Here is a 26,532-nt window from a genome sequence, read left to right on the forward strand (position 1 = left end):
AAGATGAAATTACTTCAATGCCCCGTTAACGGCATCCGCCCGGTGAGTGAATTTACCTACGGTGGGGAATACAGAGAGATGCCCGACCCAGATACCTGCAGTGATAAAGAGTGGGCCACCTATGTGCATCACAGGCATGGCGCGCCGGGTTTGAAAAAAGAATGGTGGTACCACGGTCCGAGCGGCACCTGGTTTATCGCAGAAAGAAACACGCTGACTGACAAAGTCAGCCGGACCTATCTTTACGGTCAGGAGAATAAGGCATGACATTGCGTATCGCTGAACAAGAGAATGAATGGATCAACCGTGATATGCCTTTGACCTTCGAATATGAAGGCCAACAAATTGAAGCATATGAAGGCGATACCATCAGTAGTGCACTCTGGGCTGCGGACATTAAGGTTTTGGGACGCAGTTTCAAATATCACCGGGCACGTGGTTTATTGAGTTTTGCCAATCACGATGTCAATGCGTTGATGACGGATGGTGTGGACACTAATATCCGAGCTGATGTGATCCCGGTTACTCATAATATGCAGCTGACTGCGGTCAATACCGATGGTGGTGTAATAAAAGATAAAGGTCGTTATATCGATAAGATATCGGCGTTTTTGCCGGTGGGCTTTTATTACAAAACTTTCCATAAACCTAAATGGATGTTCCCCTTCTGGGAAGACAAGATCCGTAAGGCGGCGGGGCTGGGTGAAGTCAATTTCAACTATCCACGCGTCACCCGTGCCAAACGCTATGCACATTGTGATGTGCTGGTTGTTGGAGCGGGTGCGTCAGGACTTTCTGCAGCACTCGAAGCAGCCGAAGCTGGCAGTCAGGTCATTCTGGTGGATGAAAATCGCAAAATTGGCGGTAGTCTGACCTATGATATGGCCGCTGACGTGAATACCGGGTCTTTGTTAAAACAACTGACAGAAAATGTACTCAATCACGCCAATATTCAGGTGATTGCTGATGCCTATGCCGGTGGTTATTACACAGATCATCTGGTGCCAATTGTTGAAAAACGGGGCATTACTAAAGTTCGTGCCGGATCAGTTATTGTTGCCAGCGGTGCTTTTGAACAACCTCCTGTATTTCGTTATAACGATTTACCGGGAGTGATGCTGAGCTCAGCCGCACAACGCCTAGTGAATCGTTACTCGGTTAAACCCTTTACAAAAGGCGTATTGGTCACTGCGAATGATTATGGCTACCGGGCGGCACTGGATCTGGCTGCAGCCAAAGTCGAAATAGTTGCCGTCATTGATATGCGTCAAACCGGTGCCGATGGTGATTTGACTGAAAAGGTTAAACAGGCTGGTATCGCCGTTCATCTGGGCAGCTGTATTTATGAGGTAGTGCCTTCATCCGACAAACTGGGTGTCAGTGCCGTTATTGTATGTCCTTATGATGAGGCTACTGCCGAGGCTGATCCGCATCAGCAAGTCGTATTGAATTGCGATGGTGTTGCGATGAGTGCTGGCTGGGCACCGGCTGCAGCTTTACTTTATCAGGCCGGTACACAGATGCGCTATGACCAGGCGGTTCAACAGTTTGTGCCGAATCAGCTGCCAGAAGGAATATTCGCTGCCGGTAAAGTCAATGGCATCTTTGAACTTGAGCAACGGTTGCTGGATGGCAAACGGGCCGGTGCTGAAGCTGCACGCTATCTTGGCAAGGGTACTGCTGATCCCGTCGCTGTGATGGCACATCGTGGTAACTCGCCCAGTCATCCTTACCCCATTGTGAATCACCCAAAAGGCAAAAACTTTGTCGATTTTGATGAAGATATTCAGGTAAAAGATTTTATCAATGCTGCCAAGGAAGGTTTTGACAACATTGAGTTAATGAAACGCTTCACCACTGTTGGTATGGGACCAAGTCAGGGTAAGCATTCCAATATGAATGCTATTCGTATTCTGGCTCGCATAAGGGATTTACCCGTTGAAAAAATTGGTTCCACTACAGCAAGACCATTCTTTCATCCAACTCCGATTGGTCATTTAGGCGGAAGAGGTTTTCATCCACATCGTCATACAGCCATGCATGAATGGCATGTGAAAGAAGGCGGGGTGATGATGGAAGCCGGTGTGTGGTTGCGACCTGCTTATTACCTGCCACTGGGTATTAATTTAACCAGTCAGCAAGCAGTGCAACAGGAAGCGATGGCTGTTCGTAAATCTGCTGGCATGATTGATGGCAGTACTTTGGGCAAAATTGAAGTCTTCGGCAAAGATGCTGCTGCGTTTCTGGAGCGTTTCTATACCGGAAAATTTGCCAGTCAGAAAGTCGGCAATAGCCGTATCGCCATGTTACTTGATGAAGCCGGTGTCATTGTTGATGACGGCGTAGCAGTGCGTCTGGATCAAGACAAGTTTTACGTGTCGACCAACTCTTCCAATGCCGCCACGGTATATCGTGAAATGCAACGCAATCTGCAGCTTTGGGGCATGCAGGTCACTCTGGTCAATCTGACTGGTGTGATGTCTGCCATGACATTGGCCGGTCCTTCATCCCGTTCAATACTCAGTGAACTGACCGATCTGGACCTTTTGGAAGAAGCTTTTCCACAAGGGGCATATCGCGAGGCTTTAGTGGCTGGTGTCAAAGCCAGAGTGATGCGAGTGGCATTTGTTGCGGATCTGGCTTTTGAAATTCATGTTCCATCGAATGCCGGTCTGCATGTCTGGCAGAAAATTATGGAAGCAGGCAAAACCTATGGACTACGGCCGTTTGGTACTGATGCCCAGCGTCTGCTGCGGTTGGAGATGGGACATCATCTGATCAGTCACGATACTGATGGTTTGACGAATCCATTTGAAGCACATTCTGAATCACTGGTGGCAATGGATAAAGCCTTTTTCATTGGTCAGCGCAGCCTGAAAATTCTGCAGAAGAAACCACTGAAGAAAAAACTGGTGACCTTTGTATTGGATGCGGATTTTGGTGAACTGCCCAAGGAATGCAATCTGGTCATTGAAAAGGGTGAGATCGCTGGTCGGGTGACCAGTATTTCTTACAGTGAATATGTAAATCGGGTAATTGGCTTTGCCTTTGTCCTGCCAGAACAGGCCAAGGCTGGTCATCGCTTTGCGATTCGCACGGATAGCGGACGGATCGAAAAGGCTGAAGTAGTTGAGCACTCTTTTCTAAGTATGAATAAGGGCTAAGGAGCCAGCATATGCAAAATGTTGTATTACAAAGTCCAGTTGCGTTTGCCCAGACGCCTCTGAAACCGGAAATGGGGTTTATCAATGGCATGGCGATTGTCAATCGCTATTCCGATCCGGATGTGGAAAGTCGTCATGCTGCAACACTGGCCATTTGCGATGTCAGTTGCCTGACACGTTTCGCTATCAAAGGACCTGCAGCAGCTGATTCTTTAAAAGCAAAAGGGATTGAACTACCCGGTTCAGCAAACAGTTGGAGTCGTCATGATGCAACGCTGGTCATGCGTCTTGGTAATAGTGAATTTCTGCTGGAAGACCCGATTGGCGTACAGCAGTGCAAAGAATTAACTGAACAGTTGCAAAGTGGCGACGGTGTTCATGTCGTTCTGCGTAATGATGCGTCTTTTATTTTAAGTGGTGAGTTGCTTGAAGAGCTACTGGCCCAGGTATGTGCAATTAATCTGAGTGGGCCAACGTTGGCAGACAATCAACTGGCGATGACCTCAATAGCAGGTGTCTCTGTGGTTGTTCTCAGACAGGAAGTGGCAGGTCAATCTCTATTGCGTCTCTGGTGTGATGGCACTTTTGGCGTTTATTTGTGGGAGACCCTGTTGAATATTATTAAAGAGCTAGGCGGCGGACCGGTTGGTATCAACCAGTTTTTCAATAGTAATTAAGCCATCCGGCGCTGAATAAATTAATCCATAGGTCAGGCGATGAAATTTGAGCCAGAAATAAACCTAAGTGAGCCTATCACCGATAACCAGGAGCAAAAGTGATGAAAACTTTAGAACAGGCAGAACAATTTATTAAAGACAACAACGTCAAATATGTTTTAGCACAGTTTGTCGATATTCATGGTGTGGCCAAGGTTAAATCGGTTCCTTCTGCACATCTTAAAGACATTATTAAAACCGGTGCCGGTTTTGCGGGTGGTGCTATCTGTGGCATGGGCATTCAGCCAAACGGTCCTGATTATATGGCGATGGGCGATTTGTCGACGTTGTCACTTATCCCATGGCAACCTGGTTATGCAAGAATTATCTGCAACGGACATGTAAACGGCGAACCCTATAACTTCGATTCTCGTGTTGTTTTGAAAAACCAGATCAAGCGGCTTGAAGAAAAGGGCTGGACCATGTTTACCGGTCTTGAACCCGAATTCTCGCTACTCAAAAAAGATGAGTATGGTCATATTCATCCGTTTGAAGATAGCGATACATTACAAAAACCTTGCTACGACTATAAAGGTATTACTCGTCAGAGTGTCTTCCTGGAAAAACTAACGGAATCGCTGATTGAAGTCGGTCTGGATGTTTATCAAATTGACCACGAAGACGCTAACGGCCAGTTCGAGATTAACTATACCTATGCAGACTGTCTCAAAAGTGCAGATGATTTCATTATGTTCAAAATGGCGGCCAGTGAGATTGCCAATGAACTGGGCATGATCTGTACATATATGCCGAAACCATTCAGTAACCGTCCCGGCAATGGTATGCATTTGCATATTTCGATCGGTGATGGTGAAAAATGCCTGTTCCATGATGACAGTGATCCGGCAGGGCATGGTCTGAGTAAACTGGCTTATCACTTTATGGCCGGTCTGCTGGCACATGCTCCGGCATTGTGCGCTTTGGCAGCACCAACCGTTAATTCATACAAACGTCTGGTGGTGGGTCGCTCTTTATCTGGAGCTACCTGGGCACCTGCATACATCACTTATGGCGATAACAATCGTTCCACCATGGTTCGCATTCCATACGGACGTATTGAAATGCGTCTGCCGGATGGTTCGTGCAACCCTTACCTGACCACTGCGGCGATTATCGCTGCAGGTCTTGATGGTGTTGAAAGAGAGCTCGATCCCGGCGAGGGTCATAACACCAACCTTTATGACCTCAGCCCGATGGAGCTGAGAGAAAAAGGTATCAATATCTTACCTCAGAACCTGCATGAAGCACTGCTGGCACTTGAAAAAGACAGTGTTGTAAAAGGCGCTTTAGGCGAAGGTCTGGCAAATGAGTTTTTGGAACTGAAACACATGGAATGGGTGGAATACATGCGGCACGTCTCTGACTGGGAAATTGATCGTTACGCTGAATTTTATTAAGCAGCCGACTAGTCGGAATTTTTAGGAGAAATCTAATGTGTGGAATTGTTGGTCTTTATTTAAAAAATGATAAGTATCAAAGTCGCTTGGGTGAATTGTTTTCCCCGATGATGATTGCGATGACAGAACGTGGACCTGATAGTGCCGGCTTTGCCATCTATGGCGATGCCGTCGATACCGGTATCAAATTTACCCTGCGTCATGAAGATGAAAATTATGACTGGGAAAAGTTGGCAAAAGATATTGAAGAAGCACTGGTTACCAAGGTTGATTGGTTTAAAAACAGCAAGGTAGCCATTTTCAAAGTTAAAACAGATGCTGACTTTGTCGAAAACTATCTGCATGAAAATCATCCTGATGTGTTGATCATGAGTGCTGGTACTTCGATTGAGATCCTTAAAGAAGTTGGCCTGCCAGAACGTATCGTGAATATGTTCAACCTGGACAAAATGCAAGGCACTCACATCATTGGCCATACCCGTATGGCGACTGAATCTGCGGTGACTATGGCGGGTAGCCATCCATTCTCTACCGGCATGGATCTGTGTCTGGTACATAACGGTTCTCTGTCGAATCACAACCGTATGCGTCAGGAATTGAAACGGAATGGTATTCATTTTGATACCGAGAATGACACTGAAGTAGCGGCGGGTTTTCTGACCTATCGTTTGCAGCAGGGTGATTCTTTGCATCAAGCCCTGGAACACGCTTTAAAAGAGTTAGATGGTTTTTACACATTTACTATCGGCACCAAAGATGGTTTTGCAGTCGTTCGTGATCCAATCGCCTGCAAACCGGCTGTTATTGCAGAAACCGATGATTATGTGGCAATGGCCTCTGAATATCAGGCATTAACCACTTTGCCAGGAATCGAAAATGCCAAGGTTTGGGAACCTGAACCGTCAACTATCTATGCCTGGGAACGTGGCAGTAACTGACCAGAAGTGCTTAAGGGGAACACAATGAAAACTATTGATTTATCAAAACAAACAGTGCGTGATTTAAATCAGGCCTTACATGACCAGGCGGCTGCATGCACTGAAACAGAATGGGAAGTGCTTAATCCAAAAGGACAGCACAATCTGGCCGTAGGTCTTGATCAGAAACTCAGAGTCGATATCAAGGGACATGCCGGTTATTACTGTGGGGGCATGAATAAAGAAGCCGATATTGTTATTCACGGTAGTGCTGGTCAAGGCGTGGCAGAGAACATGATGTCTGGCAGTGTCCGCGTGAAAGGTAATGCTTCATCTTCTGCAGGTGCTACATCTATCGGTGGGCTGTTGGTTATAGAAGGTGACGCTGGTTCACGCTGTGGCATTTCCATGAAAGGTTCGGACATTGTTGTGACCGGTAATGTCGGCCATATGAGCTGCTTTATGGGACAGGCCGGTACCCTCGTGGTGTGTGGTGATGCCGGTGATGCGTTGGGTGATTCACTGTATGAAGTTCACATTTACGTCAAAGGCGAAGTGAAATCATTGGGTGCGGATTGTATTGCCAAAGAAATGCGTGATGAACACATCCAGGAACTGAGTCATTTACTCAAGCGTGCTGGCGTGGATGAGGATCCTCATGCTTTCAAACGTTATGGTTCTGCACGTCAACTATACAACTTCAAAGTCGATAACGCTTCGGCGTATTAATGCTGATTTTACGAGGAATTTATTATGAGTGAAAAAACAAAATATATTACTGAACTCCGTGAGTCAGCGACTTTTGATCGGTCGACCATGTCCGAAATCCGTCGGGCTGCGGATACCGGGATCTATGATATCCGTGGCTGGGGTGCCAAGCGTAAGTTGCCACATTTTGATGATTTGTTATTTCTGGGCGCGAGTATGTCGCGTTACCCGCTGGAAGGCTATCGTGAAAAATGTAATACCCAGGTCACATTGGGAACCCGTTTTGCCAAAAAACCCATCGTTATTGAAACACCCGTAACGATTGCCGGTATGAGTTTTGGTGCCTTATCGGCCAATGCAAAAGAGGCTCTGGGCCGTGGTGCGTCTGCAGTAGGCACTTCAACCACTACCGGTGACGGTGGTATGACGCCTGAAGAACGTGGTCAGTCTACCAAACTTGTCTATCAATACCTGCCATCACGCTATGGTATGAACCCGGATGATCTGCGTAAGGCAGATGCCATCGAAGTGGTCTTGGGACAAGGTGCCAAACCTGGTGGTGGTGGCATGTTATTGGGCCAGAAAATTACTGAGCGGGTCGCCAAAATGCGTACCTTGCCGATGGGCGTTGACCAACGCAGTGCCTGCCGTCATCCAGACTGGACTGGACCTGATGATCTGGCAATCAAGATCCTTGAATTGCGTGAAATTACTGACTGGCAGGTGCCTATCTATATCAAAGTCGGTGCCACGCGGACTTACTATGATGTGAAGCTGGCGGTTAAAGCCGGTGCTGATGTCATCGTTGTTGATGGTATGCAGGGCGGTACGGCGGCAACTCAGGAAGTCTTTATCGAACATGTTGGTATTCCGACTATGGCTGCTATTCCACAGGCCGTTCAGGCGCTGCAGGAAATGGGCATGCATCGTAAAGTACAACTGATTGTTTCCGGTGGTATTCGTAACGGTGCCGACGTAGCCAAGTGTATGGCATTGGGTGCGGACGCCGTTGCCATTGGTACTGCAGCCTTGATCGCTTTGGGATGTAATGATCCTAAATATGATGAAGACTTCAAAGCCATTGGTTCAGCAGCCGGCTTTTATGATGATTATCATGAAGGTCGTGATCCGGCGGGTATTTCAACCCAGGATCCGGAACTCAGCAAACGGCTGGATCCTGTAGAAGGTGGACGCCGTCTGGCTAACTATCTTCGTGTGCTGACACTGGAAGCACAGACACTGGCACGTGCCTGTGGCAAAAATGATATGCGTAATCTTGAACCTGAAGATTTGGTGGCCTTAACAGTGGAATCCGCTGCAATGGCCAGGGTACCACTCGCTGGTACTAACTGGATACCAGGCCAACAGCAGTTCTGATAACGCATTACTAAGAGTAATCGAGACAAGGGCTGATGCTGTTTTGATTAAACCTACTTAAAAAGATCCTTACCCCGTCAATTTAAGTCAGTTTATTCATGATGGCATCAGCCCTTTTTTTTCATTTCACAGAGGAGGGACAAGTGTAGTCATTAACTATCTTTAAATAAGAGAGAGAAATAACTATGAATAATAATTTAAAAAAACGTATAGAAAGTATGTACAAAAGGGACTGTGTTATGGCCTGGTCGGATATCGTTTTACTCTGGCTGGCAATAGGCTTTGTCCTCATTAGTATCTTGAGCATTGTGGAAGATCCCTTCATCCGAGTGGTGTTGATAATTTCCAGTGCATTGTTAGTGATTTTCAATACGGCGTCAGTGGCAGCAATGACCAAACACTACGCTGAAGATAAGAACTTCATTTACGAATTAGACATTAAGCATCTTGATGAAAATCGAGAAGCGAAAAAATTAATGCAAGAGTCTACTAATGAGGAAAGGCTATGACTAACTATATCCCCAAAACTCAGCATAAACGCGGTCAACTATTTGACAGTTTATTTATTCTATTTTTAGTTTACGTAAGTCTTTATATCCCTTTGTTTCTCGAATCTGATACCAAATCAGTCGGTGAAACAACTTCTGCCCAGGTTATCACTTGGGAATCCCTTGATGTCTCCCCCGTGGAACAGGAACAGTGGCAAAAGCTCGGCTTTGATGAGTTAGCTGCTGCTGAGATTATTAACGACCGATTTGATTACACCATCGATCCGTTAATGCTCATTATCACGGCGTTAGTCATCATCGGTTACTTCTTTTTTGTTCTCCGAGTTTCAGACAAGCAATACCGCGAGGTGATTGAGGAAAAATTCGGTGCTCCAGGTAACCAGGCAAATAATCAACAGGGGGATGCGAGATGATTTATTGGGATTTATTGAGCTATGCCGCCTGGATCATTTCTGCCGGGCTGCTGCTATGGATTGTAGTCGATGCTGTAAGTGTCTCTCGTCAGTTTGATGAGGAGCTACTGATCAGTTCTCGTGAGGGCTCTGATGAATTATTGGAGCAAATAAAACACGAGGGAGAAGACAAATGAGTCAATCTACTTCTACTGGTGGAGATCAAAAACGTATTTCAATGCTGAAAGTGTTGAATCCATTTCATGTCTGGGCACTTGGCGTTGGCATCGTACTGGTCGGTGAGTTTATGGGCTGGAACTTTTCAGTTGCCAAAGGCGGTGCCTATGGTGCGTTGATTGCCTGTTGGGTAATCGGCTTGCTGTATAGCTGTGTGGCGATGATCGATTCCGAAGTGACATCAACGGTGGCAGCTGCAGGCGGGCAATATACTCAGGCAAAACATATTATTGGTCCACTTATGGCCTTTAATGTCGGTTTGTACCTGGTGATGGCCTATACCATGCTGGAAGCCGCAGATGCCCTGATTGTCGGGGATTTGATGGCAGCGGTGGCCTCGGCAACCGGCTATGCCGATCTGAATCCGCAGCCGTTTGTGGTGTTGACCATCGCTTTTCTGGCCTGGCTGAATTACCGCGGGGTGTTTATGACCTTGACGGTAAATTTTGTTATTACGCTGTTTGCTTTTCTGGCCATTATTGCTTTGTTTATCGGGAGTGATCCACTGAATCCGGGCAATATTCTCAAGCATAGTGATTTATTAACGGAGCTGCCCTATGGCTGGATTGGAGTGGTTGCTGCATTGCAGTTTGGTATGTGGTATTACCTTGGGATTGAAGGAACCTGTCAGGCTGCAGAGGAGGTACGTAGTGCTGGAAGGGCTATTCCACTAGGTACTATTGGTGGAATTCTAACCCTGCTGGTGGCTGCGACTTTGACCTGGTATGTCTCCACAGGTCTGATGCCATGGCAATATCTTGGGCAGGCAACTACACCTTTGTATGATGCGGCATCCATTATCGGTAATCCATCACTGCAGATAGTGTTATTTATCGGCACCATGTTTGCGGCGATTGCTTCTGCTAACGGGTGTATCAATGATGCGGCAAGAGCCTGGTTTTCAATGGGACGTGACCGTTATATGCCAACCTGGTTCGGAGCCATTCATCCTCATTACCGAACCCCATTCCGGGCCATAATATTCCTGATCCCAATAGCCGTTTCATTTGCATTTACCGGACTGCTGGATCAGGTCATTACTTTCTCCATTCTGTCTGGTTTGCTGGGCTATACCTTTATGTCCTTCAATATGATGCGATTCAGAAAAATGTGGCCTTTGGATGTGATTAAGCGTGGCTACATTCATCCGTTTCATCCTATTCCGGCATTTACACTGCTAGCACTCTGTTCGGTGGTTTATTTCGCCACTTTCCTCGGTTACGGCGCTTCATTGCTGTCAATTATGGCGTTCTACATTGTTGCTTCATTTTGGTTTGTAAAACGTCGTTATCAGTTTGTGAAACGCGGTGACCAGTTCACCATGCCTTGGCCACGGCCGAAAGGTTATTAAAGGAGGAGGCGGAAATGAAAAAAATACTATGTGCAACAGATGGTTCTCACAGTGCTGAAAAAGCCGTTGAGTTTGCCGTTGAACTGGCACTTCTGGCGAAGGCTGAACTGACATTTATTCATGTGATCAGGCCGACAGGAGAAGATGTTTCCAAAACCTACTTCTGGGACTCCACTATGCTCAGAGCAGCTGATGAGCAGATACAGAGGGAGTTACAGCAGGCTTTTGACAAGGCCCAACAGCGAGGGCTGGGATCGGTGTCCTGTACCACGGTACAGGGACATAATGTGGCAGCAGCAATTATCCATTTTGCTGATGTAAATCATTATGACCATGTGATAACAGGGTCTGTGGGCCGTACCGGTGTCTCCAAGGTACTGCTTGGTTCAATTGCCGAGCAGGTTATCAGTAAGGCGCATTGTCCGGTAACGGTGGTGCGTTAATCGTTGACCCCGCAGTGAGTGAAAAGCTGACTGCGGGGTCTTTTTTACGATTTTTTACTGTTTTTCAGAGGATTTCTCAATGTTCAGTCAATTATTTTTTGTACTGAGGGAGGGAGGACATTATGTCTGAGCTCGGTGTTTTTATGCTGGTCATTGTGTTTAGTTTTTCCCTGTGGTGGCTATATAAACAACATCATCGACAGGTGATTCAATCGCGTGCGAATTTGCTTAATGGTTTCGCGAAGGTCATGACGGTTAGTGAAACTCACTTTAATGCTGCCGGTTATGCCTCAGTAAAAGGCGTTTTTAATCAGACGCCGCTGAGTTTACGGGTTGAGGTGGATAACCTGACTGCCCGCAAGATTCCGGTGATGTGGTTGCATATCAAATTGCCTAACACTCCTGCCATCAACGGTAGTCTCGATATTCTGGTACGACCACAGAATACCGAGTTTTACAGTCCTTCATGGCAATGGTCTCAACCGGTCAAGCCATTGTCTGGCTGGCCGGAGCATGCCCGTTATATGAGTCGGGATGTGGCGCCAGAACTGCAGGCAATTGATGCTGATGTCAGGACGATATTTGCCGATCAAAAAGTCAAAGAACTTCTTATAACACCTGATGCTGTTCGACTGACATATCTGATTCGTCAGGCTGACAGGGGTAATTATTTACTTTTGCGATCGGTGCAATTTGATGACGAACCCATCGATTCTGATCAGATAGCAGCATTGACGCGTCAGTTACAGCGCTTACAACAGAACTTAATTGGAGGCAAAAACGCATGAGTGAGACTTTGCGAAAACCATTCCGACCCATTCATCCCTACCTTGTACTCCTCGTCGCTATTTTATTGCCCGGGGTAGGTCAGGTACTGAATCATGCACCTATACGAGGTCTGATGATGGTGTTTTTTATGATGGTTCTGGGCGTCATTACTTTCAATCTGGCTGCGCCGGATGTTTCGCTGGTTGGCAAGTTTGCCGGTGGGGTTTTTATTTATGCCATATCCATCATGGATGCGTATATGTGGGCACGGCTGCACTGGACGATGGCAAAGCAGAAATAGTTGCGGTGGAGCAGGACATTTTTTCTCAATATTTTGCCTTGCATAAAGGCTGACAGATACACCTAAAGGAGTACTTATTGAGGGGAATTATCAATCCCTCATTATTAGGCTAAGTTCAAACCAGGTTTGAAATGAACCTGTATTCAACATGTTAACTATTTTTTTTACTTACTTATCAAAATAATAACTACAAGAAATTACACGCTTAATAAGCTGGAGATTATTCTTATGAGAGAAAATAACATGAGCACGACAAGTGCCTCCATGACTGGAAGTGGAGAGCATTCCAATGACCTTGAACGTTCCATAGACTGGAAACAGGGGCTGGCTATTGCGTCCGGCGTGCCGTTGCTGATTTTACCTTCATTGGGTTACTTTCCCCTCTGGGTAGCATCAGCAGCAATCCTTATATGGGGTTTATCTGTACTGCAGGGCTTTATGCAAAATCTTGCCTATGCTGAACTCGCCACTACCTTTCCTAAAGCCTCGGGGTTACCCGGTTTTGCCCAAAATGTCTTCAAAACCCAGAATTATGATGGAAATTATGACAAAGGAAAGCTTATCGGTGGATTTAGTGCCTGGAGTTACTGGTTTGCATGGAATCCAGTACTGGCTATCTTTGCCATCCTTGTCGGCAGTTATCTGCATGGACTATTTCCGGTGCTGGGAACAATGTTTACCGAGTATCAACTCTCTTTATTATCAGGGGGTGTGATTTTTAGTGTACTGCTAATCATCAACTGCTTTGGTCTTAAAGACAGTGCGATTTTAGGTTACATCTTGGCAGCCATTTCTTTGATACCTCTGGTGGTCATGACCGTCACGCCTTTTGCAACCGGGGCGGTGGAAATCAGCAATATCACCAACAGCTGGCTGCCTGCAGACTGGTCCTGGGATATGCACCATATATTGATTTTGTTCGGTTTGTTTGCCATTGCCCAATGGAGTGCCTGTGCCTGGGAAACCGCAGCGATTTATGGCCCTGAGTATAAAAAACCAGGCACGGATGTTCCCAAAGCATTGTTTGTCTGCGGGGCAATCTGTTTATTTTCCTTTGTACTGGTCCAGGCGGCTGTTATCGGCGTTTTAGGGGTTGAAGGCGTTCTTGCTGAATCCCTGTCACCGATGATTCCGGTTGCTGAAGCTGCCTTTGGTAAGGCGGGTGCAATGATTGCTATTATTATGCTGATTGCTGCAATGATTCTGATTATTCAAACAGCCTATCTTGGTTCTGCCAGAGCGATGCACTCAATGGCGACTGAAGGAAATTTACCGAGAGTCTTTGGCAAATTGAATTCACGAGGTACACCTGCTGTAGCGATGGTGGCTATCGGCTTGTTTAACCTGCTATTAATATCGATGGGCACACCCGCAGCCATTTTAGCTGCTTCAGCTATCGGTTATACCTGTGCAAATGGTATTAGCCTGTTTGCTTATGTCAAAGCCAAAAATAATCCTAACTTTGCCAATCTGGACAGACCATTCCAAGCGCCAAAAGGCTGGAAGAATGTTGCACTGTTATTCGGTCTGTTCAATATTCCGCTTTGTCTGATCGGTGTGGTGTATCTGAACAGTCTTGAAGTGGGTTGGTTTTCTACCTGGGTTGGTTTTATTGTTCTGGGAATGTACCTGCCTATCTGGCTTTACACGCAATATGAAGCACGCTTGCAGCCTGCAGTCGCTTTAAACGCTGCAGCGGGAGATTAATCAGAAAAGTAGGGGCTCTGCAGTTCTATCGAAAGGGTGATTTTCTAATTACTTGGGAGTAATCCTTCTTTGGAATTGTTAGGCCCATTGCGCGACGTAATAATGTAACCGTAGCTGAGTTAAAGCTTACATTCAGCTTCATTTAGTTTCCTCGATCCGTTCTCTCGTTGAGGCGTTGGGTGGATCATGCCAGACAACAAAATTAGCAGTTTTTTGTTATCAAAGGCTGATCCACCCTTTTTTGAGGAATACAGCAGGTGATTAACCAGCAATCCAAAAACAGAAGGATAGATCGATGAACCTACCCCTGCATATTCAACTGGAAGATGTTCAGAATACGCCAGATAAACGCTGCCTAATCATCGATAGAGTTGGTATAAAATCTCTGCGTTATCCCATATTTTTTCAGAGTGATGCCGATCAAGCGCCGATACAGGTGGTGGCTGACTTCAATATGTATGTGAAGTTACCGCACGATGTAAAAGGCACACATATGTCACGCTTCATTGAGCTGCTGGAAACGCCTGATCTGGTGATGTCAACGGACACTATCGGCGATTTCATGGAAACCATGCTGGCTCAGCTTGAAGCAGACAGCGGTCACTTGGAAATGCAGTTTCCTTTTTTATCCGTAAGCAGGCACCGGTTTCCGGCGTCAGCAGTATGATGGATTATGATGTCACGCTGATTGCCAATATGCAGGAAACGCTCAGTCTTAAACTTAAAGTAGCGATTCCAGTAACCAGTCTATGTCCCTGCTCGAAAAAAATCTCCGAATATGGTGCTCATAATCAGCGTTCAATGATTACTGTGACAGCTGAATTGGGACAGATTATCAGTCTGAAATCCCTGATTGAGAGGATCGAAAAACAGGCTTCCAGTGAGCTTTACGGCTTGCTCAAACGCCCTGATGAAAAGTATGTCACCGAATATGCCTACGATAATCCAAAATTTGTCGAAGATCTGGTACGTGATGTGGCTGCATCGCTAAATAGCTGTGAAGCCATTGTCGATTACACCATTGAATGTGAAAACTTTGAATCTATTCATAACCATTCGGCTTATGCCATGTTGCAGAAAAGCAGGGGATCGCTATGAACTCTCCATTAGGATTCCCCATTGCTGAACAATCGGTGATTTCACCGGTTGAGGAAATCATTGACGAGATTCGTCAGGGCAGAATGGTGATTCTGATTGATGATGAAGATCGGGAGAATGAAGGTGATATCGTTATCGCCGCAGATGCCGTCACTGCAGAGCATATCAACTTCATGGCCCGTTATGCGCGTGGACTGATTTGTCTGACGCTGACCGAAGCACGTTGCCGTCAGTTGGAGCTGCCCTTGATGGTTAAACACAATCGGGCTCAGTTAAGCACCAACTTTACGGTATCCATTGAAGCTGCAGAAGGGGTTACTACCGGCATTTCTGCTGCAGACCGTGCCCGAACTGTTCAGGCTGCAGTGGCAGAAAATGCCACTCCAACCGATATTGTGCGGCCGGGGCATATTTTTCCGTTAATGGCGCAACCTGGTGGTGTATTGGCTCGGGCAGGGCATACTGAAGCAGGTTGCGATATTGCAGCAATGGCTGATAGAACCCCGGCTGCAGTGATCTGCGAGATCATGAATGAAGACGGCAGCATGGCGAGATTACCGGATCTACAGGGATTTGCCCATGAGCATGGCTTAAAGATTGGCACCATCGCTGATCTGATTGCCTATCGGCATCAGACAGAAACATTGATTGAACGCAAAAGCAGTCGTCTTATCAATACGATGTTTGGTGAGTTTGAGTTGATCGGTTATCGCGATATTACGACTGATAAAACCCATCTGGTCATGGTGTATGGGGACCCGACAAAAGCTGCCAGCACCTTAGTCAGGGTTCATGAACCGCTATCAGTCATTGAATTACTCGATGCTAATCAACACTCCCATAGCTGGAGCATTCATGCTGCGATGCAGAAAATCGCCAGCGAGGGGGCCGGTGTTATTGTCTTGTTACGGCGTGATGAGTCTGAACAGGACATTCTGAGGCAAATCAGCAGTCCGGATTCTTTGCCGGTCGCCAGTATCGAGTTGAAAGATTATGGGATCGGTGCACAGATCCTGCTTGATTTGGGAATTAGCCGGATGCGGCTGATGACACGTCCACGCAAAATTCACAATATGACGGGTTTTGGTCTGGTAGTAGAAGACTATGTATTACCTGAAAAGTCGGAAAAGGGAATGGATGCTGCTCTTGCAGAACTGATACAGGCGTTGTAGGGAAATTTAATGTCATTATCGTTGGATAAAGCACTACATAATCATTTCCAACGCAGTCAGCGTTGGGGTTTTACCTGGGCTCTTTGGACTGCTGTGCTATGGGGTGCCTGGTATGTACCTGGTACAGCAATGTGGTATGAAGAACCCTTTGTCAGCATTCATAACGGAGATCATGGCATGCGTCTGGCTGCCACGGCAGTCATGACCTGGATCCACGCTGTTGTCGTGTTACTGTTTCTGATCCTCTGGAACGGCATGCTGGGTAAGTTACGTGACTATGGACGCACCATTGTGCGTTTCAGACGAATCTCCAAATGGTATGCGCTCGCTTCCTTGTGTGGTGGTCCGATGGCCATTTTCGGCTCGTATATGGCGATGGGCTATGTTGGCCCTGTGTTTGCGGCGATTACCTCACTATTTTATCCCGTTGTCGGTGCAATCATTGCGCGACTCTGGTATCACGAAAAAATCTCCGGCCGTGCTGCACTGGGTATGGCAATTATTATCATGGGAGGAATGGTCATTTACGGTCCGGGCCTGTTTGGGGAGATTGATATCAGCGAAAACTATGCCTGGCTGGGCTATGTAGGGGGTATCATGTCAGCGATTGGTTGGGGGGCTGAGGGAGCGGTAGCGTCGCGTGCAATGGACGTTACTGATCCTGATGTCGGTATTCAATGCCGCTTCAGTTTTGAAATTCTGTTTTGGGGCGTTCTGGTACTGCCGATGATCTACCTGCTGACCGATTTACCCATTGTTACGTTGCTGGTGGATATGCTGACCAGCCCGATGGTGATGCTCTGGATGGTATTGGCCTCAATTGCTCATGCATATTGTTATACCGCTTTTTATAAGAGTTTTTCACTGATTGGTGTGGGCCGGGGCGAGGCGATAGGCAATTTATACGGGGTGTTTGCCGTATTGTTTGTTATGGCATTTACTCTGGAACTACCGGAATGGTATTTCGTGTTGGGACTGATTCTGACCGTAACCGGCAGCTTTGTTATGTATCGTGAACCGGCTGAGAACATTTCTACTCTTCGTGAGGTGGAATCATGAAACTACCCCAAAAGGGTTTTCTGCTGATCACGCTAAATCAGTATCCGAGTTTATGGGATTTTGAATTGATTCAACGGGCACTGGTTGAATATGAGCTGCAGGGCCATTACTGGATAAATCATTTCAGTATTGCTTTGGATGAGCTGGCCTCAGCCGGGCTTATTAACCGTATCGGGCATCGGCTTGATGATGGTGAAGCAATTGCGAAAGATCGTTTATTGTTTGAGTTTGCTTTGTCTGACTTTGGTCGGCAACGTATGTTGGATACTGGTCTGTTAGATGGAGTAACAACCAATGACTGAATTCTGGGGATATCCTTACGCCGATGTACTGGCTCTTGTGATTATATTCGGGCTTAGCCTTGTCGCTTTGCTGTGTGCAAGGATCTTTGTCAAAACCTATTAAGCCCTGCTAGATCAATCAGGCGCTTATCCTACCACATTGGAAGTACATCTAAAGGCGTGTTGCCATAACATGGCTATAGCCATCATATTGTCAGATGCCCAGCTTCGAGCTTTTTGTTAATGTATTTTCATGATAGGCAGTTGGCCATCTTTAATGCGTGATAATGTAAACAATAACAACTAAAAAATAATACAGCCAAAGAACTGTAACTACAGGGGTAAACGGGTGAGTGAGCCTTCAGTACCTGCCAATATGGCAGCCGTTGATGTGCTGGCCGAAAATAGGGCAGACCCATCAACGTTACACCGTAGAATCAATTGGACCGGCGCCTTCTGGGTAGCGAGTGGCGTACCGGCACTTGTGCTGTTTTCCATGGGAGCGGTGGCCGCAACAGTCGGCCAGCCAGCCTGGCTGATATGGATCATATCTATCAGTTTTGGTTTTCTGCAAGCGTTTACTTATGCCGAAATCGCCGGATTATTTCCACATAAAACCGGTGGTGCATCGGTTTATGGTGCAGTTGCCTGGATCCGATATATAAAGGTTGTTGCGCCGATATCAGTTTGGTGCAATTGGATCGCCTGGGGGCCGGTTCTTGCTATCGGATCGGGGCTGGCAGCAGGATATATTCTTTCCGCTCTGTTTGCACCGGATGCCGTCATTAATAGCTGGCAAATCACGCTGGTTGATCTGTCCTATCTGAAAGACGGTTTGAGCTTGCGAATCAACGCGACATTTATCATCGGTAGTGCCCTTATGCTGGTGGTGTTTGCTATCCAGAATGGCGGCATACTTCGATCGGCACGTGCCACCATGATATTTGGTTTGACGGGTTTATTGCCACTACTGTTGGTTGGCCTAGTGCCTCTGATTACCGGTGATTTACCGTTATCAAATATTACCCCTCTGACACCTCTGGCCTATGATTCAATCGGTAATGTGATAGAAGGTAAATGGAACCTTGAAGGCTGGAAACTGATGGCCGGGGGGCTGTTTATCGCAGCCTGGTCAACTTATGGATTTGAAACGGCGGTTTGTTATACGCGGGAATTCAAAAATCCCAAAAGCGATACGTTCAAGGCCATCTTCTTTTCGGGGTTATTGTGTATTGCGGTGTTTTCACTGGTACCTCTGGCATTTCAGGGACACCTGGGACTGGGACAGCTTGTAGAGCGGGAGACCCTCAATAGCGCCGGTCAGGTTGTGGCACCGGCAGTTTATGATGGAATGTTATCGGCAGAAATCTACAGCGGTATGGGGGTGGCAAATGTCCTGGCCGGTATTCTGGGCGGGGATAGCATGTTTGCCAATGTGTTTGTGGTGATGCTGGTGCTGGCGTTACTGTTGTCAGTGATGACCACCATGGCCGGTTCATCACGCACCCTGTATCAGGGATCTATCGATGGTATGTTACCCGGTTATCTATCCAAGGTAAATGAACAGGGCGCCCCGACTGCCGCAATGTGGACCAACCTGATTGTCAATCTGGTGCTGCTTAGCATGTCTGATTATGTATTCCTGCTGGCTGCGTCCAATGTGGGATATATCATTTTTAATTTTCTCAATCTCAACGCCGGTTGGATTCATCGACTGGATCGGCCTAATTGGGAGCGACCTTACCGTGCTCCAACATTGCTGATTGTGATCGGCACGCTATTGTCCTACGTAAATATGGTGCTGATGGGCATGGGAGCGAATGTCTGGGGTAAGGGAACATTGATGAGTGGAATTCTACTGGCACTGCTGGTGATTCCGATTTTTATCTGGCGTCATTATATTGTGGATAAAGGCATGTTTCCCAAAGCCATGCGTGAAGACATGTCACTGGATGAAAATGGAAGAGATATTATTTGCCGTGCCGGTATGCTGCCTTATCTGGTCTTGCTGACTGGCATTCTTATTGTCTTTTTCAGCAGTTTGCTGGTGGCTGATCTGTAGCCTCAACCCTCAGCATTTTTTCTTTCCAAAATTCATGGATTCGAATCAATTTCAACGCATGACGAAATTTGTGCTCATTAAGTCATATCTGACAGCCCATATAGCATCTCCGACAGAGTAATCACTTCGCGCAATCCTCTCGTACTTCCTAGGTGGTAACACATCAGGAGAATTGTTGTGGTTTCTGGCAAGGCTGAAAATAAGCTTGCCCGAACTCACAATAATGGAGAACAGAATATGGCACGCGATCCTAAGCACGATATTTTATTTGAACCGATTCAAATCGGTCCCAAAACTCTTAGAAACCGTTTTTATCAGGTACCACACTGTATTGGTGCCGGTTCAGATAAACCTGGTTTCCAGGCCGCTCATCGCTCATTGAAAGCTGAGGGTGGCTGGGCTGCAATGAATACGGAATATTGCTCAATCCATCCCGAATCTGATGACACCATGCGGTTGTCTGCCCGTATCTGGGATGAAGGCGATGTACGTAATCTAAAAGCCATGACCGATGAGGTCCATAAATTTGGCGCGTTAGCCGGTGTGGAACTTTGGTACGGCGGTGCTCATGCACCTTGTCTGGAAAGCCGGGCCACTCCGATGGGCCCAAGTCAGATTGCTTCAGAATTTGAAACACTGAGCTATTGTAAAGAAATGGATCTGAGCGATATTCAACGAGTCCAGCAATACTACGTTGATGCAGCTTACCGCTCACGTGATGCCGGTTTTGACATTATTTATGTCTACGGTGCGCACTCCTACTTACCACTGCAATTTTTAAATCCTTATTACAATAAAAGAACTGACCAATATGGTGGTTCATTAGAAAACCGGGCACGTTTTTGGCTTGAAACATTAGAAAAAGTACGTAACGCCGTTGGTAGTGATTGTGCCATTGCGACTCGATTTGCCGTCGATACCCTGTATGGACCCGGCCAAATTGAAGTTGAAGAAGATGGTATGAAGTTCATCCAGATGGCTGATCCGCTGGTGGATTTATGGGATGTGGATGTCGGTGATATCGCGGAGTGGGGCGAAGATGCGGGTCCATCACGTTTCTATCAGCAAGGTCACCAGGTTCCATGGACCAAGTTTGTTAAAGAAGTTTCCAAAAAACCGGTACTCGGTGTAGGTCGTTTTACTGATCCGGAAAAAATGACTGAAATCGTCACCAAAGGCTATGCCGATATTATTGGTGCGGCACGTCCATCTATTTCAGATCCGTTCTTACCGAAGAAAATTGAAGAAGGGCGTTACGACGATATCCGTGTTTGTATCGGTTGTAATGTCTGTATTTCCCGTTGGGAAATTGGTGGCCCACCAATGATCTGTACGCAGAATGCGACAGCAGGTGAAGAATATCGCCGCGGCTGGCATCCAGAAAAATTCAAGAAAGCCACTTCCTCTGATTCAGTATTGGTTGTTGGTGCGGGACCTTCAGGCGCAGAAGCTGCACGGGTTCTGATGGAACAGGGTTATGTGGTTCACGTTTACGATACCGCTGAAAAAGTTGGTGGTCATCTGAATCAGATAGCGTCTTTACCAGGCCTGGGTGAGTGGGGATATCACCGTGATTATCGTGAAACACAGCTGCAGAAACTGGTTAAGAAAAATAAAAACAGTGTGTTGGCGCTGGGGCAAAAACCACTGACCGCTGATGATGTACTGGAATATGGTGCAGAAAAAGTCATTATCGCTACCGGTGCCAAATGGCATACCAATGGGGATAACTGTCTGACTCATGATGCCATTCCCGGCGCTGATGCGTCATTACCGGATCAATTAACACCTGAACAAGTCATGTCCGGTGAAAAGAAAATCGGTAAGCGTGTCGTTATTCTCAATGCCGATAGTTATTTCATGGCGCCAAGTCTGGCTGAAAAACTGGTTAATGACGGTCATGAAGTCACCATCGTTACGGGTGTCCACCTGGCGAAATATATGGAATTCACACTGGAATATCCAAATATGATGCGCCGTTTGCACGAACTGAATATCGAAGAAATCGGTAATCATTTCTGTAGCCGCATTGAGACTGGACGTCTGGAAATCTACAACATGTGGGGGGATGGCTCACGTCGCAGCTATCGTGGCCCGGGTAAATTGCCACGTGATGAAAACAAAACGCATCGCTGGCTGGAGTTTGATTCTCTGGTACTGGTCACTGGCCGTAAATCGGATAACAAGCTTTATCAGGAACTCAAAGCCCGTGAAAGTGAATGGGCTGAGAACGATATCAAGGGTGTGTATCTGATTGGTGATGCTGAAGCGCCTCGTTATATCGCTGATGCCACCTTTACCGGTCATCGCGTGGCACGTGAGATTGAGTCTGAAAATCCTCAATTCCCGTTGCCGTACAAACGCGAAACGATTGCCTGGGGCACACCGCATATGCCGGGTGGTAACCATGAGATCGAGTACAAGATCTAAATAGCAGGAACCGGTTGTGTGCTGTCGATTGGGACAGCACACCTTCCGTTTGCTCAATCATTATGAATTTCCCAGGAAAGTAGGTGTGTCATGAATGAAGCACATGAAATTACGCGAATTCTGTTTGAAGGCTTTTCAAACTGGTCAATTTATCTTTTCTACGTAATTGGCTATACCGCTATCGGTATATTTCTTTACGGTGTTTATGTGCAGATCCGCAAGTATCGCCGCGGCAAGCCTGATGCTTCTTGGGGTGAGTTTTTTGCACGCTTTAAAGACATGTGCAAGACCATGGCAACGCATCGCACCCTTAAACGGCGTGATAAGTCCGCTGGTCGTGCCCATGCATTGATATTTTTCGGCTTTGTGCTGCTGTTTATCGGCACAGCCACGATTACCCTCGAATACGACATTCTGGAACCCCTGTTTGGTATCACGTTCTGGTATGGCGATTTTTATCTGTGGTTCTCCTTGATTCTGGATCTGGCTGGTGTCGGTCTGATTGGGGGGCTGCTTTATATGATGTACCGCAGAAAATGGTTAAAGCTGCCCAAGCTTGACTATGCCCGCCCGGATCGTGAACCCGGCGACCCAGATTATGATCGCAGTGGCTACCGCCGCGAAGACTGGGCTTTTTTATGGTCGCTTATCCTGATTGGCTTCACAGGCTTTTTACTGGAAGCCGCACGTCTGGTCTGGTTAAGTGATACCGCAACGGTCTGGGATTATCGCTGGTGGTCACCCATCGGAGCATTGATGGCCCATATAATGGTTGGCGTCGGTATGGGCGCTGAAGCAGCAGGTAATTTCCGCACTGGACTTTGGTGGTTTCATGGTGTGTTGGCGCTGGCCTTTATCGCGCTTATTCCATATACCAAAGTCAAACATATCTTCACCGCATCAGGCTCGCTGATGTTCCGAGATCCGATGGCCGGTAAACGTTTGCCGAGTGTGCCGGAAGATCAGGAAGATATTGGTATCAAAACGATTACTGATCTTACCTGGAAACAGTTGCTTAATCTGGATGCCTGCACCAAGTGTGGCCGTTGCCATGAAGCTTGCCCCGCAAATGCGGTTGGTGCGCCGTTGTCTCCACGTGACGTTATCCTCTCATTGCGGGAATTTGCCAATAAATCTCTGCAATCCAAAGAACTTCCCGAACAAGCCGAGCTGGATGTTCATGGTAAGGATGTGGGACAGGTCTTTATGGAAACGCTATGGTCCTGCCGGACCTGTCTTGCCTGTGTGGAAATCTGTCCGGTCGCGGTTGAGCATGTGCCTATCATTGTGCAGATGCGTCGCAAGCTGGTGGATGAAGGCAATATGGAACCGATTCTGCAGAAAACCATGCAGTCAATCCACAAAAACGGCAACTCGATGAATGAATCGAAACGTAAACGTCCACGTTGGACCAAGGAGTTGCCGTTCACCATTAAAGATGCACGTAAAGAACCGGTTGATGTGATGTGGTTTGTCGGTGACTACGCTTCTTTTGATCCGCGTAACCAGGTGGTGACCCGTTCTTTTGCCAAGTTAATGAAACAGGCGGGAGTTGACTTTGGCTTGCTTTACAGAAGCAGAAATGAATGCCGGTAATGATGTGCGTCGGGTCGGGGAAGAGGGCCTTTATGAATTCCTGGCTAATGCCAATATCAGTACCCTGGAAAAATGTGACTTCAACTCGATTGTGACCACCGATCCACACTCATTCAACACTATTCGTAATGAATATCCGGATTTTGGTGGTGAATTTGAAATTCAGCATTACACCACGTTACTCAAGCAGTTATTCGAACAGGGCAAACTCAAGCTCAACAAAAAGCTCGATTATCGGGTGACATTCCATGACCCATGCCATCTTGGTCGCTATAACAAAGGCTATGACGCGCCTCGTGAACTGATCAAGTTGCTGGGTTGCGAGCTGATCGAAATGGACCGTAACCGTGACAACTCCTTCTGCTGTGGTGCAGGTGGTGGTCGTATCTGGATCCCGGATCCGGTCGGTATTGAAAAACCTTCTGAGAACCGTATGCGTGAAGCAGCAGAAATTGAAGAGCTTGATGTCTTTATCGTGTCATGCCCAAAAGATCTGACCATGTTTGAAGATGCACTGAAAACGGCTGGGTATGAAGGCAAATTCGTCGTGAAAGAGTTGATTGAGCTGGTCAACGAATGTGTCGAGTTTGATGAATTTGAGGTCATCGATGCCGATGTTGTTTCCGCCTGATACCGGCCTGCCGGAGACCGCTGATGCATTGATTAACTGTGCGATACGCAGTGGCGATCTGCATAGTGCAGCAGCCGTGTTTGAACTGGCTGAGGGTGAGCAAAAACAGCAGTTGCGCGACATACTCTGTGAGGAGCGTCGCAACACACTGCTGCTGGCCCGCTGGGAGCATACTCCTGCAGCTGTGCTGCAAATGCTGGCGAAAATCGATGATGAAACAGTCAGGCTGAGACTGGATAAAAATCCAGCCAGTCGTGCCGACACGTTGAACACTATCTATAAAAAAGGTGGTCATGATCGGCAGTTGATCAGTCTGCTGACTCAGCATGCACATAGCTCATCGGCATTACTGAACAGTCTGGCAACGAGCGAGGATGATATTCCGATTCTCAAATCCATTGCTGCGCATCCCAATACAGATGCAAATACATTGATTTGCCTTGAACAACGTTATCCCGACATGTTTGATAACGAATTGGCTGTCCATGCTGATACACCTCCTGAATTACTGGAAAAGCTCTATCAGCGTGGCAACTGTTTTATCCGATCAGCTGTGGTGACACATATCCGTTGTCCTCAGTATTTGCTGGATTTGGCATTTAATGAAACTGACACAACCATTCTAAGACATCTGGCGGCAAATCCCCGGTTAGCTCCGGAAAAATTAGCCATTCTGGCTCAACATGATGACGTCAGCGTGCTTCGTACTTTGGCAGGTAACCCCTCTCTGAGCAAAGAACTCGCCAACCAGATGATCCACAACAGTTCCAATAGCGTGCGTCGTGCTTTGGCAAGTCGAACTGACCTGACAGATGAAAATTTGCAACAGCTGGCTAATGATGAAGATCACTGGGTTAGACAGAGAGTAGCCCGTCATCCCCGGTTAGATGAGTTGCTGCTTAATAAACTGGCCCAGGACCAGAATGATGAAGTTCGCCGTGCAGTAACTCGAAACCCACTGACATCCATCGATATTCTCAGGCGGTTGTCTGTAGATAACAGTGTCTGGGTCAGAGCCGGTGTGGCCTATCAAAAGAACACACCTGCAGATGTGCTCGGCATGCTGTCTGCTGAAAATGATGTCGATGTGCTGAGCGGAGTGGCCAGCAACATCAATACACCGCAAGCCATTCTGGTCAGACTGTCGGGTGCTCAACAGACTGATATACGTCGGGGCGTGATTATCAATCCAAAGGCCGAACGAGACACTCTACTGCCACTGCTGGAAGACCCGTATTACTTGCATAGGTTAATGCTGGTATCCAACCCTGCACTGAATGATCGCGACCGCTGGAGTCTGCATGACGATCCTGATCTGTCCGTCCGTTTTATGGTGTTCAAATGGTTTACACAAAAGTATTTGCAGCCTTCGCTGCATTAGAAATGCTGTTTTATACAGTCAACTAGGAGAGAAATCTGATGAAAATACTGGTTGCAGTTAAAGAAGTCGCTGCATTAGATGAAGACTTCGAAATTCGTGATGATCAACTTGATGTCGATGAGGATTTCCTGCTTTACGACCTCAACGAGTGGGATGATTTTTCACTTGAAGAAGCGATGATTATCAAAGAATCATCTGATACCGAAGTTGAGGTGGTGGTGGTATCGGTGGGACCGGAAAGGGTTGATGACGTCCTGAGAAAATGCCTGGCTAAAGGTGCTGATCGCGCTATTCGAGTCTGGGATGAAGCAATGGAAGGCTCTGATTCGGTCACAATCGGTCGCATCCTGTCTGCTGTCGTCGAAAAAGAAAAGCCGGATATGGTATTTGCTGGTGTGCAGTCATCAGATGATGCAGCGGGTTCGACCGGTATTTCACTGGCTGCCAGTCTGAACTGGCCTCATGCGGCAGTGGTTGCAGGACTTGAATATCAGCCTGGCAGTAACAAAGCCAAAATCACTCGTGAACTGGAAGGCGGATTGTCACAGGAAGTGGAAATTGACTGCCCATCGGTGCTTACTATTCAGCTAGGCATCAATACTCCGCGTTACGCTTCATTACGCGGTATCAAGCAGGCAGCTGCCAAACCTGTAGATGAAATCAGCCTGAGTGATTTGGGCCTGAGTGAAAGTGATGTCGGGGTTGATGCTGCTTTATCACGTGTACGGCGTATGTATATTCCTGAAAAAGGTATGGCCTCAATGATTGAAGGTACACCTTCTGAACAGGCAGCAAAACTGGCTGAAATTATTCGTGAGTTCAAAGGGGAATAACC

General features: G+C 46.9%; 24 protein-coding genes and 1 pseudogene. All 25 read left to right on the forward strand.

Features of this window, described 5'->3' with window-relative positions; genetic code table 11:
- Window positions 1-3: 3 nt before the first annotated feature.
- Window positions 4-267, forward strand: coding sequence for a sarcosine oxidase subunit delta (locus tag AC08OG_RS05705; RefSeq protein WP_482930274.1), 264 nt, complete (start codon window positions 4-6; stop codon window positions 265-267).
- Window positions 264-3,164, forward strand: a complete 2,901-nt coding sequence (locus AC08OG_RS05710; protein ID WP_482930275.1) for a 2Fe-2S iron-sulfur cluster-binding protein — start codon at window positions 264-266, stop codon at window positions 3,162-3,164. The genes AC08OG_RS05705 and AC08OG_RS05710 overlap by 4 nt, the downstream gene beginning before the upstream one ends.
- A gap of 11 nt (window positions 3,165-3,175) precedes the next feature.
- Complete coding sequence (locus AC08OG_RS05715) at window positions 3,176-3,841, forward strand: sarcosine oxidase subunit gamma (RefSeq protein ID WP_482930276.1); 666 nt, start codon at window positions 3,176-3,178, stop codon at window positions 3,839-3,841.
- Window positions 3,842-3,942: 101 nt separating this feature from the next.
- Window positions 3,943-5,277: a type III glutamate--ammonia ligase gene (glnT, locus tag AC08OG_RS05720; protein ID WP_482930277.1), complete on the forward strand. Its 1,335-nt coding sequence runs from the start codon at window positions 3,943-3,945 to the stop codon at window positions 5,275-5,277.
- Window positions 5,278-5,312: 35 nt separating this feature from the next.
- Window positions 5,313-6,215 carry a class II glutamine amidotransferase gene (locus tag AC08OG_RS05725; protein WP_482930278.1) on the forward strand — a complete coding sequence of 301 codons (903 nt, stop codon included), beginning with the start codon at window positions 5,313-5,315 and terminating at the stop codon, window positions 6,213-6,215.
- Between the two features lie 24 nt (window positions 6,216-6,239).
- Window positions 6,240-6,923: a protein glxC gene (locus AC08OG_RS05730; protein WP_482930279.1), complete on the forward strand. Its 684-nt coding sequence runs from the start codon at window positions 6,240-6,242 to the stop codon at window positions 6,921-6,923.
- A gap of 24 nt (window positions 6,924-6,947) precedes the next feature.
- The gene (locus AC08OG_RS05735) at window positions 6,948-8,279 is read left to right on the forward strand and encodes an FMN-binding glutamate synthase family protein (protein ID WP_482930280.1); all 1,332 of its coding nucleotides are present in this window, start codon (window positions 6,948-6,950) and stop codon (window positions 8,277-8,279) included.
- A gap of 239 nt (window positions 8,280-8,518) precedes the next feature.
- On the forward strand, window positions 8,519-8,788 hold the full coding sequence (locus AC08OG_RS05740; RefSeq protein WP_292355658.1) for a hypothetical protein: 270 nt from the start codon (window positions 8,519-8,521) through the stop codon (window positions 8,786-8,788).
- Window positions 8,785-9,201 (forward strand): hypothetical protein, encoded by a 417-nt coding sequence (locus tag AC08OG_RS05745; RefSeq protein WP_482930281.1) that lies wholly within the window; start codon window positions 8,785-8,787, stop codon window positions 9,199-9,201. The genes AC08OG_RS05740 and AC08OG_RS05745 overlap by 4 nt, the downstream gene beginning before the upstream one ends.
- The gene (locus AC08OG_RS05750) at window positions 9,198-9,377 is read left to right on the forward strand and encodes a hypothetical protein (RefSeq protein WP_482930282.1); all 180 of its coding nucleotides are present in this window, start codon (window positions 9,198-9,200) and stop codon (window positions 9,375-9,377) included. Before AC08OG_RS05745 ends, AC08OG_RS05750 begins: the two co-directional genes overlap by 4 nt.
- On the forward strand, window positions 9,374-10,768 hold the full coding sequence (locus AC08OG_RS05755) for an APC family permease (RefSeq protein WP_318989032.1): 1,395 nt from the start codon (window positions 9,374-9,376) through the stop codon (window positions 10,766-10,768). Before AC08OG_RS05750 ends, AC08OG_RS05755 begins: the two co-directional genes overlap by 4 nt.
- Window positions 10,769-10,782: 14 nt before the next feature.
- A complete protein-coding gene (locus AC08OG_RS05760) occupies window positions 10,783-11,211 on the forward strand; it encodes a universal stress protein (RefSeq protein WP_482930283.1) in 429 nt (142 codons plus the stop codon).
- Between the two features lie 122 nt (window positions 11,212-11,333).
- Entirely contained in the window at window positions 11,334-11,999 is a 666-nt protein-coding gene (locus tag AC08OG_RS05765) for a hypothetical protein (RefSeq protein ID WP_482930284.1), read from the forward strand.
- A complete protein-coding gene (locus tag AC08OG_RS05770) occupies window positions 11,996-12,280 on the forward strand; it encodes a hypothetical protein (protein WP_482930285.1) in 285 nt (94 codons plus the stop codon). The genes AC08OG_RS05765 and AC08OG_RS05770 overlap by 4 nt, the downstream gene beginning before the upstream one ends.
- A 243-nt stretch (window positions 12,281-12,523) precedes the next feature.
- Window positions 12,524-13,987: an APC family permease gene (locus AC08OG_RS05775; protein ID WP_482930286.1), complete on the forward strand. Its 1,464-nt coding sequence runs from the start codon at window positions 12,524-12,526 to the stop codon at window positions 13,985-13,987.
- Window positions 13,988-14,282: 295 nt separating this feature from the next.
- Window positions 14,283-15,085, forward strand: a pseudogene (folE2, locus tag AC08OG_RS05780) (GTP cyclohydrolase FolE2).
- A complete protein-coding gene (ribBA, locus tag AC08OG_RS05785; protein ID WP_482930287.1) occupies window positions 15,082-16,257 on the forward strand; it encodes a bifunctional 3,4-dihydroxy-2-butanone-4-phosphate synthase/GTP cyclohydrolase II in 1,176 nt (391 codons plus the stop codon). Before folE2 ends, ribBA begins: the two are co-directional and overlap by 4 nt.
- A gap of 9 nt (window positions 16,258-16,266) precedes the next feature.
- Entirely contained in the window at window positions 16,267-17,316 is a 1,050-nt protein-coding gene (locus tag AC08OG_RS05790) for a DMT family transporter (RefSeq protein ID WP_482930288.1), read from the forward strand.
- Window positions 17,313-17,618, forward strand: a complete 306-nt coding sequence (locus AC08OG_RS05795; protein ID WP_482930289.1) for a hypothetical protein — start codon at window positions 17,313-17,315, stop codon at window positions 17,616-17,618. The genes AC08OG_RS05790 and AC08OG_RS05795 overlap by 4 nt, the downstream gene beginning before the upstream one ends.
- Window positions 17,619-17,946: 328 nt before the next feature.
- Window positions 17,947-19,659, forward strand: a complete 1,713-nt coding sequence (locus tag AC08OG_RS05800) for an APC family permease (protein ID WP_482930290.1) — start codon at window positions 17,947-17,949, stop codon at window positions 19,657-19,659.
- 177 nt (window positions 19,660-19,836) lie between these two features.
- Entirely contained in the window at window positions 19,837-22,089 is a 2,253-nt protein-coding gene (locus AC08OG_RS05805) for an oxidoreductase (RefSeq protein ID WP_482930291.1), read from the forward strand.
- 90 nt (window positions 22,090-22,179) lie between these two features.
- Window positions 22,180-23,685: a (Fe-S)-binding protein gene (locus tag AC08OG_RS05810; protein ID WP_482930292.1), complete on the forward strand. Its 1,506-nt coding sequence runs from the start codon at window positions 22,180-22,182 to the stop codon at window positions 23,683-23,685.
- A complete protein-coding gene (locus tag AC08OG_RS05815; RefSeq protein WP_482930293.1) occupies window positions 23,648-24,316 on the forward strand; it encodes a (Fe-S)-binding protein in 669 nt (222 codons plus the stop codon). Before AC08OG_RS05810 ends, AC08OG_RS05815 begins: the two co-directional genes overlap by 38 nt.
- Entirely contained in the window at window positions 24,294-25,697 is a 1,404-nt protein-coding gene (locus AC08OG_RS05820; protein WP_482930294.1) for a hypothetical protein, read from the forward strand. Before AC08OG_RS05815 ends, AC08OG_RS05820 begins: the two co-directional genes overlap by 23 nt.
- A 38-nt stretch (window positions 25,698-25,735) precedes the next feature.
- Entirely contained in the window at window positions 25,736-26,530 is a 795-nt protein-coding gene (locus tag AC08OG_RS05825) for an electron transfer flavoprotein subunit beta/FixA family protein (protein WP_482930295.1), read from the forward strand.
- Window positions 26,531-26,532 lie beyond the last annotated feature (2 nt).

It is taken from the genome of Methylophaga sp. F7 (genome assembly GCF_056863975.1).